This window comes from Pontibacter fetidus, from assembly GCF_010119545.1.
Lineage (GTDB): Bacteria > Bacteroidota > Bacteroidia > Cytophagales > Hymenobacteraceae > Pontibacter > Pontibacter fetidus.
Genome location: NZ_JAAEAA010000013.1, coordinates 1 through 13797, shown reverse-complemented (window position 1 = coordinate 13797; position 13797 = coordinate 1). Strand labels below are relative to the sequence as shown.

Genomic DNA, 13797 nt, shown 5'->3' with positions numbered 1-13797 from the left:
AAATTGGCACGAGCTACAAGCTCGCACCAGCAAAATGTAGAGCAACTTACTCTTTCACAACATTATACTTCTAAATCAAACTTATACTTTACCCTTCCTTACTTTTCTCCGTACCTTTGCGGCATGAAGTATAAAAAAGCAAAACGGTTCATTCTGTTACGTGACCGGCTAAACTACCCGCTTCGGTTTAACCCGTTCGTGTTTAGCAAACTGTTCTTTTTGTGGGTAGCTGTAGGGGCTATTGGCGGTATTATAGCCGGCTCTTACTGGATCGTGCTCGAGCAATTACTGCATTTCTTGTCTCAGTTTCAGGGGCTGCTTGTTATACCTTTAATGGCTACGGCGGGCTTGCTGGCAGGTCTTATCATCCACAAACTCGGCGACCCTGGCGAGATGGACCTGATCGTGAATAACATCCGTTTTAAGGGCGGCAAGCTGGAACCAAAGAATAACCCGTCCATGATCTTATCGTCGTTGCTGTGTATTGCAAGTGGTGGCAGTGCCGGCCCGGAAGCACCCTTGGTACAGGTTACCGGCTCCACCGGCTCCTGGATTGCGCGCAAGCTTAAATTTAAAGGCGAGGACCTCCGCTCATTAACTATAGCTGGTATGGCTTCGGGGTTTACAGCACTGTTTGGGGCTCCACTGGGCGGCAGCTTGTTCTCTTTAGAAATTCTGCATCACCGCCACGTGGTTGAATATTACCAGGCACTTATCCCTGCCTTTGTAGCCAGCTGCTCCAGCTTTGTCATTTTTATATTGATCACACATATCGGTATCGGGCCTACGTGGGAATTTCCGGTTTATAGTACGCCGCAGCTAAACGATTTCTTTTATGCCATGCTGTATGCGTTGGCAGGTACGGCAGTTGGTTGGCTTTTCATTTTCACGGTTCGCCAGAGCAAGTCCTTATTTAATATGGTGCGTATGCCCATTTATATCCGGATGGCGATAGGTGGCTTGCTTGTAGGCACCATTGCGTATTATATGCCGCTTTCCCGCTACTTCAGCCACGACCAGTTATCTATACTTCTGAAAGAAAGCTTTTCGGTGGAGTTCCTGGTTACCCTGCTGATCGCGAAGATATTTGCTATTAGCTTTACGGTAACATCGGGCTGGCGTGGTGGTTTTATCATTCCGCTGTTCTTTGTAGGCGCTATTACGGGGCTAATTATCAACTCCCTATTCCCGGGCCAGAACCTGCCGCTTATACTGGTGAGCTGCATGGCTGCCATTAACGCCTGTGTTACGCGCACACCCATTAGCACTATTATCCTGCTTTCTACTTTAACCGGTTTTCATCAGTTTATACCTATTATGTTTGCCAGCTTAACCGGGTTTTTCCTGGCACCTAAAACACCACTTATAAATGCGCAGTTAGGTGTAAAAAGCAGCGAACACGAGTAGAAGCAAAGTATAGGTTTAGCCTTTTTAACTGAGGAGCGTACTGTAAGTATAACAAGCATGTTCTGAAGGTAACTATGGCTGACCATACACAGCTAGCGACACTGCCATTTATACTTACCCAACTTGGGGTAAGTGAGGAGGAACTTTATGCGCAGCAAATAGATGTACAGGAGCTATTCGCCATCTATAGCGACTACATCAACCGGCTGGACGAACTGGAAGGTATAGCCGCGCTGGTTGCCAACACCCTGATGCGGCAAAAAGATGTGCATGCCGTTCGCCACCGGGTAAAAGAGCCGTTGCATTTGCTCAAAAAGATCATCCGGAAAAAGAAAGAGTACCCCGACAGAAACCTGACCACTGCTAATTACCTCGATTTTATAAACGACCTGGTTGGCGTGCGTATTCTGCATCTTTACAAAGATAGCTGGCAGGATATAGGTAATTATATACAGCAAATGTGGGAACTGAAACGCCAACCTTACGCCTATGTAAAAAAGGAGCACACCTTACAGGGCGTACAGTTTGCAGCCAGCAACTATAGAGTTTTGGTTAACCCCAGGGGCTACAAGGCTGAACACTATATTATTAAAACGCAACCCCATAAGCAGCAATACCTCGCCGAGATACAAGTAAAAACGCTGTTTGAAGAAGGCTGGAGCGAAATAGACCACTGCATCCGCTACCCCGACCACACCCCCAACGAACTACTAAACCGGCTGCTATGGCTGCTAAGCCAACTCACTGCCAATGCCGACGAGATGAGCACCCAGATACGCGCTCTGGCCGAAGAATTTCAAAAATTTAACCCGCATTTACTGCACCATCCGGAAGTAACAAACGCGCAACTTCGTAGCCACATAAACAACCTGCCCGTTGATGAACAGGAAAAGCAATACCTATACAACTGCCTGGCTAAAATAACGGAACCTTAAACTATAGTTGCGCTATTTTTTGTCCGGTACCAGGTTATGTGCTGCCAGTTTCCATTGGCCGTCCAGCATTTTCCATACTTTCAGGTAATGGCCGGTTTCTATCTTTTCGCCTGAGCCGGAAGTATAGCTGCCATATGTATAGGCCATGTCGGCCGCCGGTGAGATATCGTGGCCCAGTGTAGTGTAAACTATAGTTGAGGCCGGCTCTATACGCAGGTCTTTATACTTTACAGGATACGCCCCATGACGATAGATCAGTGTTTCAGTATGGTAGGGCTGTAATTTCTGTGCATCTATAGTTAGCAGCTCTTCTTTTGCGCCTTTGGAGGTTTTGCTTTTGGTAACTATAGCTGGCTGGTATACTTCCTGTTTTATCAGTTCCGGCGAAAACGAATTGCCCATATCTACGGCTACTTTCCATTGCCCATCCGCTTGCTTCTTCCATACCGATAAATAAAAGCCTGCGCCTACTGGTTTAGCATCTTCTGGGGTAGCTTTGAGTTGGTAAGGCCCGGTTGTATAACCCCAATCCAGGGAAGCGGAAATATCGGCGTAGGCAGGATACCAGGTTAGTAAGGCTTTGGTTGCTGGAGCTTCGGTGTGCAGTTTTTTACCGTTAGTTGGCGTTGGCGCAAATACAATTCCATCGTCGGCCATGTTCTCCACAAATGCCTGGTGCAAGCCTTTCTTTACTGATGTAGCCGCAAAGTTACGTTCGGCATTGGCAAGGCTTTCCAGTGCATTGTCGCGGGCGGGGTTAGTTGCCTGAAATGCACAGATCAAAAGTGGCAAAGCCAGCAGGATTGATAATTTCATAGTTTAGAGAGGATTAGAATGTAGCTTTAACAGAGCATAAATATAGCAGATTAAACAACACCTTATTGTTGCAACTACTTAGAAATACGCCAGTTACGCTTTAATAGCTACTACAAATACACTCACACCAACTGGGTAATTCACCTTGGTCAGCAACTTATTCTCTAGCTTAACCAAATTAGTAAGTATACTGTTAACTATAGTTGGCAGTTGCTGCAGGTCATCATCTGGAAGTGCAGACTTTGATGTTACGCTATTCTGTAGTTTGCGTACCAGCAACGTCGGAAAGTATAAACTGAAATTCCAGTACGATGCCCGCTTTATATTTAGCCCAGCCTGCGCAACTATAGTTTTTAATTCCACTTTGCTATAGCGCTTGAAATGATGGTTTACTACATCATGATTACTCCACAAATGCTGAAAAGCCGGAACAAACACAATTAGTTTTCCTCCCGGTTTCAGTACACGTGCCCATTCCTGCATTGCTAGTTTATCATCTGCAATATGTTCCAGCACATCAGAAGCAATCACCAGATCAAAAGTAGCATCAGGAAAAGCAAGCTTTGCACCATCCATTACGCTTATACATTTCAAGCCCCGTTCATTACCTAAGGCTATAGCTGTTTCGCTTACATCTATACCGGTAAGGTTAGTAAAACCAGCTTGTTGCAATTTTAGCAATAAAGGCCCCGCAGAGCACCCAACTTCAAGTATAGCTGTGCTGGCCGACAGGTTAAGCTCATTAATTATACTATAAACCATGTGCCGCCGACTCCTGAACCACCAGTGCTCTTCTTCCAGGATATGATACTTTGCTTCGTAACGTGCATCCATAGTTTGCTAAATAAAAGAGCCTCCCTGAACAGAGAGGCTCTTCAAATTTATATTTTATTTGCTTACTGGTTAACTTCAGTTGACTTAATCAGTTTGCGCTCCAGAAAATCAGTCATCATCTTGAAACGGTGCAGCGAGGTAATGCCCCCACCTACACCGTGGTTACGGTTCGGGTAGTAGAAACTTTCGAACTGCTTGTTGGCACTTATCAGGGCATCCTGCATGGCTACTGCGTTCTGGAAATGTACGTTATCATCGCCGGTTCCGTGTATCAGCAGCAAGTCTCCCTGCAGTTTATCGGCAAAGAAAAGTGGTGAGTTATCGTCGTAGCCAGCTGCGTTATCCTGTGGTTTTTTCAGGAAACGCTCAGTGTAAATGCTATCGTAGTATCTCCAGTTAGTAACCGGGGCAACCGAAATACCAGCTGCAAATACACCGTTACCTTTCGTTAAACCCAGCAGCGTCATATAACCACCAAAGCTATGGCCCCAGATACCAATTCTGTTCTTATCAACATAACTCTGGTTACCTAGCCACTTGGCAGCTTCAATCTGGTCTTCAATTTCATACTTACCCAGGTTGGCATAAGTCACTTTCTTGAAATCAGCACCACGGGCACCTGTACCACGGTTATCTACACTTACAACTATAAGGCCTTTGTTAGCCAGCACCTGGTACCAAAGGTAGTTGCTTCCGCCCCAGCTGTTGGTTACCGTCTGCGACCCCGGACCACCGTATACAAACATTAGCACAGGGTATTTTTTCTTAGGGTCGAAGTCAGTTGGCTTTATCATCCAGCCATTCAGTTTGGTACCATCAGCTGTGTTCATGGTAAAGAACTCCTGCTTGGCAATGTCGTACTGGGCCAGCGTATTTTTAAGCTTGCTGTTATCTTCCAATACCTTTATCAGCTTACCATCCTTGGCTGTATGCAGGCTAACTGTAGTTGGTGTATTAGCTGATGAAGCATAATCCAGGTAATATTTAAAGTCGGTACTCATGTTAATGTTGTGCGTGCCGGCTTCGGTGGTCAGGCGCTTTTTGTTTTTGCCTTTGCTGCTGATGCTGTACAGGTGGCGCTCCAGTGGCGATACCTCCGTTGACATAAAGTATAAACGGTCGTTCTTCTCATCAAAACCTACAAAGCTGCTTACCTCCCAGTTGCCTTTTGTTATCTGGCGTACCAGTTTGCCATCCATTTTGTACAGGTACAGGTGGTTAAAACCATCTTTCTCTGAGCTATGGATAAAATGCTTGCCATCTTTCAGGTAAGTCAGGTCATCGGTGATATCAATGTACGCTTTGTCTGTTTCCTTTAAAACCACATCTGCTTTACCGGTAGTTGCGTTAGCATGCAGTATCTCCAGAGTGTTCTGCAAGCGGTTCATTTTCTGGATAGATACCAGGTTCGGGTTGTTGGTCCATTTGATACGTGGGATGTAGATATCTTCCTCTTTGCCCGTGTCCATCTTTACGGTTTTGCCACTGGCCACATCATACACCGATACCTTTACTTTTGAGTTCGCCTCGCCAGCTTTCGGGTATTTGAATTTATAGTCCTGCGGGTATAGTTCGCCCCACATCTGCATGTTAAACTCAGGTACGCTGGTCTCATCAAACGTATAGAATGCGATCTTCTTACCATCCGGCGACCAATGGAAGCCCTGTGCAAAAGAGAATTCCTCTTCATACACCCAGTCCGCATACCCGTTCATGATGGAGTTATACTTGCCATCTGTCGTGATCTGCGTTTCTTTCATGCTGGCCAGGTCAGTTACAAACATGTTGCCTTCGCGGGCAAAAGCTACACGCTTCGCATCCGGCGAGAACGTAGCATATAGCTGCTTGCCGCCATCGCTTAGCTTGGTCAGTTTTTTTGAGGCGATATCGTAAATGTAAAACTCAGCTTTAGACGAACGGCGGTAGATCGGCTCTGTTTCTGTTGAGAATAACACCTTTTGCTCATCCGAAGAGAACGTATAGTTATCGAACTGGATAGGTGCGCTGCTGCCGGCCGGCTTCAGGTTTTCGCCTTCAATAATGGTGCTTACCGCTTTGCCGGTAGTTACATCATACTTTACAATGTCGGCTACTTTGTTCTGCTCATCAGCTACGGTAGAGCTATAGTACTGGCCGTCTTTCATCCAGTTTACACCATAAACCGACTGGGCACGGAATGTACCTTTGCGGTAGATATCCTCCAGGGTGATTTCTTTTTTCTGCTGCGCCTGCGCCACAAAAGCGAAGCAAAGCAACATGGCAGCTAAAAGGTTTGATCTGAGTTTGATATACATGCGAATAGTTAATTGTTAGTTTAGCTCCCCTAATTTAGTTGATTATTATTGTTATGCCATAGATTACAGCTAAAACCGCAACTATAGTTAACCAAAGTATAAATAAAGCTTTAAAAGCAAAAAGCGCCAGCCCAGGAGACTAACGCTTTTTAAACTGGAAGTAAATTTTAGTTAGAAGTTCATCCCAACTGTAAACATTACATTGGTTTGCTTATTGTCGAGGTCCACTATCGGGTTGCCTTCGCCATTCGCAAATGTGTAAGGCGAATACAGGCTGTTGCCGGTTGTGCGGGCATAGGCTACATCGGCATAGTATTTCTGCAGGCGAACGCCGGCACCTAAGGTAAGTGTGTTTGTTTTTGCATCAAAAGCGCTGTTCTTGTACGGGCTCTCGGAGATGGCATAACCGCCACGCAACCTAAACACTTCGTAACGGCCTTCGGCGCCAATCCTATAGTTCATCGCCGACTTATAAGTCTCGTTAATGCGACTGTTCACGCCACTAAAGTAGCTGCCAAAACCACTACCATCTTCGTCTTCGGAAAAACGCATGTTACTATAGTCTACAAATTCGGCATCGGCGGTTACAAAGCCATACTTCCCTAAAAACACTGCCAAGCCCGTATTTGCCCGGAAAGGAGTTGTAAGGCTATAAGAGAACTCGCCCGGCATTTCGGCTGCGCTATAGTTGTCTGAGCCCAGGTCGGTGTTAATGGTCGTGTACATAGAGCGGTCATAAGTTTCGGTAAAGGTATAGGCCGTTGGGGTTTGGATGCTTACACCAAAGCGTATGGCATCTATCGGCCTTACAATAACCCCAACTTTCAGGTTTACGCCTGCTCCTTCGGTCGTAAATTCATCGCGCAGCTCCAAGCTATAGTCACCATCCGATTCTATCACATCAGCTTCTCCCTGCACTTTGCGCTTTCGCTCTATAAAATAACCAGACTCCCGGAAAATGCGCTCCTGCGTAAAATTAGAGGTAACGATGCCTAACGAAGCTCCTAAATAAATTTTATCTCTGAAGCTTGTGCCAAAGGCAAAGTCTATCTGGTTCTGAGAGCCGCGACGTTCCATTTCTTCAAACTGGTCAATGTCGCCTACGCTGTAAAGTGCTATTGCTGCAGTCGTGTCTTTTCCATACACATCCTTAAAATCGAATAGGTAGGTACCGTAGGCCAATCCTTCCAAGGAATAAAAATCGCCATACTCGTCATCCAGGTCGGCTTTTGTGCGGCCATTCAGGTTTGCCTGTTCTGCAAAATAGTCAACTATAGTGTTGGGTGGCTGCACGGTGCCATTATAGCTGAAACGCTGGTTAAAATTGCTAAGACGTGTGATGCTTACACCAAATGCTGTTCCGCGCCAGTCGCTGCCGTCCGAGTCGTCTTTACGGTTACTGAACACAACGCCCCCCTGCGGCAGGTTTACTGTGTTGCGCTCGTCAGGCGTAGTGTTATCCATAAACCGGGAAGTAGTGCTGTTGTTGGTAAAGCCCAGGCTTATGTTGGCCTCCGACCTGCGAAACATGCCCAGCCCTGCCGGGTTAACAGACATCGTAGAAATATCGGCGCCAAGTGCTGTTTGCGCACCGCCAATACCTTGTATGCGGGCAGAACCCTGCAAGGCCTGACGGGTGTAGCGCAAAGCATCTTCCTCGTTCTGAGCCAAAGCAGTTCCGCTCCAGCCCAGCAGTAGCGCCAGGCTGGCAGAGAGTAGCTTCTTCATTTTCATGTGGTTCGTTTACTGAATCGGTTTTAATTGCCCCTTGGCGGTCGGCCGCTGCTACGGCTTTCGCTACTGCTGCTGCGGCTCGGCGTCGGTTCTGAACGGCGGGTTTCGCGCTGCTCCGGTGCCCTGTATTCGCGCTGCTCGTAACTACGCGTGGTCTCACGGCGAGGGGCGCTCTCACGTGGCCTGGTTTCGGTGCTGCGTTGCTCCTGGCGGTACTCGCGTTGTGGTCTAAATTCGCGGGTTGGGCGCGGCTCGGTTGCCGGGCGGGTAACTGGTTGCTCACGCTGCTGTTCTTGCTGCGTTCTATCAACGCGGTCGCGGGTTGGCCTTGCTTCGCCGGTGCGCGGTCTGTACGTTTCCTGGCCCGGGCGGTTAGTTATTACTTCTTTACGGTCTTGTGTGGCAGGCCTTGCGGTGCGCTCGGTGGTTCTAGCTGGGCGGCCTTGCACAACGCGCTGCTCTGTGCTTTCGGTTAAGGTGCCTCGTTCGGTGCGGCCGTTACGCTGTGTACGCTCTGTTACCACACCTCCACGTTCGCCACGCGGACCATACTGTACTTTGCGCGGGTTAGTATAACGCGGATAATCATACACATAACGGTTGCCGTAATAGCCGCCATAATAGTTATTGTAATGCGGGTACCATGGGTTATAGTAGCGACCATAATAGTATGGGTTATAATAGCGGCCATAGTAACCACTACCCCAGCCAATGTTATACACCACAGCTATTGTTACCCCACTTCTGTAATAAGGCCTGTATGCAAAAGGGTCGTAATAAAACGGATCGTAATAGAATGGGTCGTAAAAAGGATCGGCGTAACGGTAACGTGAGTAACGGTCGTAAGAACTATAGCTGCTGTAAGCCGGGTAAGAAGTATACGCCCAAGAAGGATCTACAAATGAATAGTTAGGACGGTACCAGTTATCGCGAGGGTCGTATTCGCGGCCATCATAATACTCATCGCCATAATAATTATCAGTAACAGAAGAGCTTCTTTCAGAATATTCCGGGTTAGGCACGCCTTCTTCCGTTACCGTTCCGGATTGCTGCTCCGTTTCGCCGGTCTGTGTATATGCCTCCTGGGCTGGCTGCACATATTCTGTTTTGTCTGCGGTGCTATAGTACATATCATCGTACTCCGTAGACTGCATGGCGGTAGGGCTGCTGCAACCAACTACAAACAAGGCCAGCGCCGGCGCTATCGTTAAAATTGTAAACTTTTTCATGACCTGCTGATGTAAAACTCCTTCTATATCAAAGATATAAACACAATGGCGCAAAACCTTATCAATAGTATAATATATTAACGTAATTTTGGGCAGTATTGATGTCTAAACTATAGTTGACTCAGAAGCAATTATTATTCCAAAAACATCTTTAATTAAGGATATACAATAAATAATTTTAAAAATGAGCAAAGGGCTACCAAAAAGAAGCGAAGATTACTCCTTATGGTATAACGAACTAGTGAAAAAAGCCGGGCTTGCCGAGAACTCCGCAGTGCGTGGTTGTATGGTTATAAAGCCTTACGGTTACGCCATTTGGGAGAAAATGCAGCGCCAGCTGGATGATATGTTTAAGGCCACCGGCCACCAAAATGCATACTTCCCGCTGTTTGTACCCAAAAGCTTGTTTGAGGCCGAAGAACAGAATGCCGAAGGCTTTGCAAAAGAGTGTGCAGTTGTTACGCATTACCGCCTGCAAAACGACCCGGACAAGCCAGGTAAATTACGTGTAGACCCGAACGCTAAACTGGAAGAAGAGCTGATTGTTCGACCAACTTCCGAAGCCGTTATCTGGAACACCTACAAAGGCTGGATACAAAGCTACCGCGACCTGCCTATATTGGTAAACCAGTGGGCCAACGTAGTGCGCTGGGAAATGCGTACACGCTTGTTTTTAAGAACTGCTGAGTTTTTATGGCAGGAAGGCCACACCGCACACGCTACCGCCGAAGAAGCCATTGCCGAAACTGAGCAGATGCTGGAAGTATACGCCACCTTTGCCGAGCAATACATTGCCCTGCCGGTTATACGTGGTATAAAAACGCCAAACGAACGCTTCGCCGGCGCCCTGGAAACCTATTGTATCGAAGGTATGATGCAGGATGGTAAAGCATTACAAGCGGGCACCTCGCACTTCCTGGGTCAGAACTTTGCCAAGGCATTTGATGTGAAATTTGCTACAAAAGATGGTGGCCTGGAATACGTTTGGGGTACCTCGTGGGGCGTTAGTACGCGTTTAATGGGCGCCCTGGTTATGGCCCACTCTGATGATGAAGGTTTAGTGTTACCTCCAAAACTGGCGCCAATACAGGTAGTTATCGTTCCGATCTATAAAGGTGATGAGCAGCTGGCACAGATTAGCGAGAAAGTGCTCCAACTGAAGAAAGAACTGGAGGCAAAAGGCATCAGCGTGAAGTTTGACGACCGCGATACCGAACGCCCAGGCTTTAAGTTTGCTGAGTGGGAATTGAAAGGTGTGCCGGTACGTATCGCTATCGGAGCCCGCGACCTGGAAAACGGCACCGCCGAAATCGCCCGCCGCGACACCAAAGAGAAAAGCTCGCAGCAGTTCGACAGCCTGGCCACTTACATACCTGCCTTACTGGATGAGATACAGGAGAACATCTATAACAAAGCCTTAAACTATAGAGAAGAGCATACTACGAAGGTAGACAGCTACGAAGAGTTTAAGCAGGTTCTGGAAACCAAAGGTGGATTTGTACTTGCTCATTGGGATGGCACTCCGGAAACCGAAGAACGCATTAAAGAAGAAACCAAAGCAACTATACGCTGTATTGCATTAAACACCCCTGATGAAGATGGTGTAGATATGCTGACCGGTAAACCAAGCAAGCGCCGCGTTTACTTCGCAAAAGCCTACTAATTGTTGATTGGCAATTGCTGATTGATAGACTGGCAAACTATAAAAGCGCTACTTTCCTGGTTGGAGGGTGGCGCTTTTTGTTTTTTGTCTGAATGATGATTACCAGGATTGAAGAATTTACAAGATTTTAAACTTAGCAGTGTGCGCAGTTCCTGCTAGCATCAGGGCTATAGTTCTATAGTTGCCATGGTCCAACCGTTCCTACCCTCAGCGCTATGCTCGCTACCCTCGAACTTTCGTTCTCGGTAGTCTAAGGAGGGAAGTTTTGACCTCACCCAGCCCTCTCCTTTTAAAGAGGGCCCCTACCCCCAAAACAGGAGAGGGAGTTTTTCTGCTACTTTTTCATTTATCATCCTGGAAGGATCTTGTGAGAAGGGGGAATTAGCCTTTACTATAACACACCCCTGCCCCTCTCAAGAGGGGAGTTTTTACTGCCTTTGCTATAGTTAGAGCTATAGTTTCATAGTTACAATCCACGAGGCGGACAGGTCGCGACCTGTCCCTACGAAACTATAGTTAAGATCAATTTCGAAGCGAGTAAAATCAAACTATAGAAGAACTATAGCTATGAGAAATATCGCAGTCTTTGGGTTGAGCGCCTTTGACTTGTTGCGGTGGCGTGAGCCAATCCGAGGCACGAGGATAGCAAGAAGGCAGCAGCGCGATGCCCAAAGACGGGGCCTCCCGGCCGTGAGGGAGCCAAAGTTAAGTTGAAACGATTGTTACCTAAAGCTCCCAGGAGTACAGGAAATTTGAAAGGATAGCTTGTTTAAAGTTGAAGTAAACAGAAACTATAGTATGAGATAGATTTCTCATAATGTAGAAATGACAAAAGGGAAACTATAGTTTGAAACTATAAGCTCTTGTATGAAATCATCTTAAAAACGTAAATATCAATTACTGAATCAACTATAACAATTAGCAGATGTATCTAAAAACCTCTATATTTACCTAACAAGCCACTTGCTATGCTACTAGACTGGGTAACTGTTATTTTACTGATCGTGATCGGCCTGATCCTGATTATCGTGGAACTGGTTTTTATACCGGGCACTACCCTGATCGGTATACTTGGTTTTGTGCTGGCTGGCATCGGCATCTGGATCGGGTACGCGGCGTTGGGCACGACAACCGGACATGTTATACTCGGGTTATCGGTGCTGACGGCCGGGGTGGCATTCTTTTATAGTTTCCGGACGGATGCCTGGAGCCGGTTTGCGCTGAAAGAAACGATAGACAGCCGCGTGAACGAAGATTACCAACACAACCTACAGATAGGCGAAACTGGCCTGACCGTATCAGCACTTCGTCCGCAGGGCACAGCACTTTTTAACGACCAGCACCACGAGGTGCAAACCAACGGAGAATTTATTGACCCCAATACCACTGTACGCATTACCAAATTAAGCCAACATAAAATAATAGTAGAAGCTGTAAGCTAAGCCAAATGGAAAACGTATCCGTTATTTTTCTGATTGCAGGAGCCCTCATCCTGCTCATGATCTTTTTATATTTTGTACCAATCAGTCTCTGGATCACAGCGCAGTTCTCGAACGTGCGCGTAGGGCTCTTGGAACTGGTATTTATGCGCATCCGTAAAGTGCCGCCAAGCCTTATCGTAAACTCGATGATTAACGCGACCAAAGCAGGTATAGCCGTAACCACTTCAGAGCTTGAAACCCATTACCTGGCAGGTGGCAACGTACCTACTGTTATCAAAGCCCTTATTTCCGCGGATAAAGCCAACATTCCGTTGTCGTTTAAGCAGGCTACAGCTATAGACCTGGCCGGCCGTAACGTGTTTGAAGCAGTAACCACTTCGGTAAACCCGAAAGTAATTAATACACCAAACGTAGCCGCCGTTGCCCAGGATGGTATTCAGCTGATTGCCAAAGCGCGTGTTACAGTTCGTGCCAACATTATGCAGTTGGTAGGTGGTGCCGGTGAAGAAACGATACTTGCCCGCGTTGGCGAAGGTATCGTTACCTCTATCGGTTCGTCTATCTCACATAAGGCTGTACTGGAAAACCCGGATATGATATCGAAGCTGGTGTTGCAGAAAGGATTGGACGCCGGAACTGCTTACGAAATACTTTCAATTGATATTGCCGACGTGGATGTAGGCGAGAATATTGGTGCCAAACTACAGATAGACCAGGCAAACGCCGACCTGAAAGTTGCTGAAGCCAAAGCCGAAGAGCGCCGCGCTATGGCCGTAGCCGTAGAGCAGGAAATGAAAGCCAAAGCACAGGAAGCCCGCGCCTCCGTAATTGCAGCTGAGGTTGAGATTCCGCAAGCTATTTCAGCAGCTTTCCGTAGCGGCAACCTGGGTATTATGGATTACTATAAAATGCAGAACATCCAGTCTGATACTGATATGCGTAACTCCATCGCTAACCCGAACCAGGGCGGACCAGCTAAACCAAGAGAGTAATTTAAAGATAAACTATAGTTGAAAAAAGCCGGAGCAGTCTTGTGTTCCGGCTTTTTATTTTTGGCTGGATCAGGATTTACAGGATTAAATAGGTTAACAGAATTTGAGTGTTTGCTCCAGTTGAGATTATAGTTTTATAGTTTGTATTATTTAACCACTCCTACCCCTCCTTGTCTAAGGAGGGGAGTTTTTAAGCCTTTGCTATAGCTGACTTTATAGTTTTATAGTTACAGTTGTTCATCCCCCTGCCCCCTTCAAAGGGGCAGGGCCGTTAAGTTCTATTTTTCGTAAACTAATATGTTTAGGAAAGGGGGAGCAGATGCGAAATAGTGAAGTAAGTTTACTAGCCTGTCTGCGTGAGGTACCTGATTTTCGTCGCCCGCAAGGCCGACGCTACCCTCTGGCTGAGACACTGTGCATGATGGTGATGAGCATCATGAGCGGTTGTTGT

General features: G+C 46.9%; 10 protein-coding genes. 5 read left to right on the top strand and 5 right to left on the bottom strand.

The window, feature by feature from the left end; all coding sequences use genetic code 11:
- The first annotated feature begins 123 nt into the window (after window positions 1–123).
- Both GWO68_RS11010 and GWO68_RS11005 read left to right on the top strand, forming a co-directional pair.
- Entirely contained in the window at window positions 124–1407 is a 1284-nt protein-coding gene (locus GWO68_RS11010; protein ID WP_162346595.1) for a chloride channel protein, read from the top strand.
- Between the two features lie 74 nt (window positions 1408–1481).
- Window positions 1482–2342: a RelA/SpoT domain-containing protein gene (locus GWO68_RS11005; protein ID WP_162346504.1), complete on the top strand. Its 861-nt coding sequence runs from the start codon at window positions 1482–1484 to the stop codon at window positions 2340–2342.
- 12 nt (window positions 2343–2354) lie between these two features.
- On the opposite strand, the gene GWO68_RS11000 is transcribed toward GWO68_RS11005, so the two are convergent.
- The 5 genes from GWO68_RS11000 to GWO68_RS10980 form a co-directional block, all read right to left on the bottom strand.
- Window positions 2355–3158: a hypothetical protein gene (locus GWO68_RS11000; protein WP_162346503.1), complete on the bottom strand. Its 804-nt coding sequence runs from the start codon at window positions 3156–3158 to the stop codon at window positions 2355–2357.
- A 93-nt stretch (window positions 3159–3251) separates the two neighbouring features.
- Entirely contained in the window at window positions 3252–3992 is a 741-nt protein-coding gene (locus GWO68_RS10995) for a class I SAM-dependent methyltransferase (protein WP_162346502.1), read from the bottom strand.
- Between the two features lie 62 nt (window positions 3993–4054).
- Window positions 4055–6286 carry a S9 family peptidase gene (locus GWO68_RS10990; RefSeq protein WP_162346501.1) on the bottom strand — a complete coding sequence of 744 codons (2232 nt, stop codon included), beginning with the start codon at window positions 6284–6286 and terminating at the stop codon, window positions 4055–4057.
- A gap of 171 nt (window positions 6287–6457) precedes the next feature.
- Window positions 6458–8014 (bottom strand): OmpP1/FadL family transporter, encoded by a 1557-nt coding sequence (locus GWO68_RS10985; RefSeq protein ID WP_162346500.1) that lies wholly within the window; start codon window positions 8012–8014, stop codon window positions 6458–6460.
- Window positions 8015–8043: 29 nt separating this feature from the next.
- Window positions 8044–9249 (bottom strand): hypothetical protein, encoded by a 1206-nt coding sequence (locus GWO68_RS10980; RefSeq protein ID WP_162346499.1) that lies wholly within the window; start codon window positions 9247–9249, stop codon window positions 8044–8046.
- Between the two features lie 184 nt (window positions 9250–9433).
- Between GWO68_RS10980 and proS the strand changes: the two genes are divergently transcribed.
- The 3 genes from proS to floA all read left to right on the top strand — a co-directional run bounded on the left by proS (window position 9434) and on the right by floA (window position 13346).
- Window positions 9434–10912 (top strand): proline--tRNA ligase, encoded by a 1479-nt coding sequence (gene proS, locus GWO68_RS10975; protein ID WP_162346498.1) that lies wholly within the window; start codon window positions 9434–9436, stop codon window positions 10910–10912.
- Between the two features lie 968 nt (window positions 10913–11880).
- Window positions 11881–12354, top strand: coding sequence for an NfeD family protein (locus GWO68_RS10970; RefSeq protein WP_162346497.1), 474 nt, complete (start codon window positions 11881–11883; stop codon window positions 12352–12354).
- 5 nt (window positions 12355–12359) lie between these two features.
- Window positions 12360–13346 (top strand): flotillin-like protein FloA, encoded by a 987-nt coding sequence (floA, locus tag GWO68_RS10965; protein ID WP_162346496.1) that lies wholly within the window; start codon window positions 12360–12362, stop codon window positions 13344–13346.
- The last annotated feature ends 451 nt before the right edge of the window (window positions 13347–13797 follow it).

Excerpts from the sequence above, each read along its gene's own strand:
- GWO68_RS10980 (WP_162346499.1), bottom strand. The coding sequence starts at position 9,249 with ATGAAAAAGTTTACAATTTTAACGATAGCGCCGGCGCTGGCCTTGTTT.
- GWO68_RS10985 (WP_162346500.1), bottom strand. The coding sequence starts at position 8,014 with ATGAAGAAGCTACTCTCTGCCAGCCTGGCGCTACTGCTGGGCTGGAGC.
- GWO68_RS10990 (WP_162346501.1), bottom strand. The coding sequence starts at position 6,286 with ATGTATATCAAACTCAGATCAAACCTTTTAGCTGCCATGTTGCTTTGC.
- GWO68_RS11010 (WP_162346595.1), top strand. The coding sequence starts at position 124 with ATGAAGTATAAAAAAGCAAAACGGTTCATTCTGTTACGTGACCGGCTA.
- GWO68_RS11000 (WP_162346503.1), bottom strand. The coding sequence starts at position 3,158 with ATGAAATTATCAATCCTGCTGGCTTTGCCACTTTTGATCTGTGCATTT.
- GWO68_RS10995 (WP_162346502.1), bottom strand. The coding sequence starts at position 3,992 with ATGGATGCACGTTACGAAGCAAAGTATCATATCCTGGAAGAAGAGCAC.
- floA (WP_162346496.1), top strand. The coding sequence starts at position 12,360 with ATGGAAAACGTATCCGTTATTTTTCTGATTGCAGGAGCCCTCATCCTG.
- proS (WP_162346498.1), top strand. The coding sequence starts at position 9,434 with ATGAGCAAAGGGCTACCAAAAAGAAGCGAAGATTACTCCTTATGGTAT.
- GWO68_RS10970 (WP_162346497.1), top strand. The coding sequence starts at position 11,881 with ATGCTACTAGACTGGGTAACTGTTATTTTACTGATCGTGATCGGCCTG.
- GWO68_RS11005 (WP_162346504.1), top strand. The coding sequence starts at position 1,482 with ATGGCTGACCATACACAGCTAGCGACACTGCCATTTATACTTACCCAA.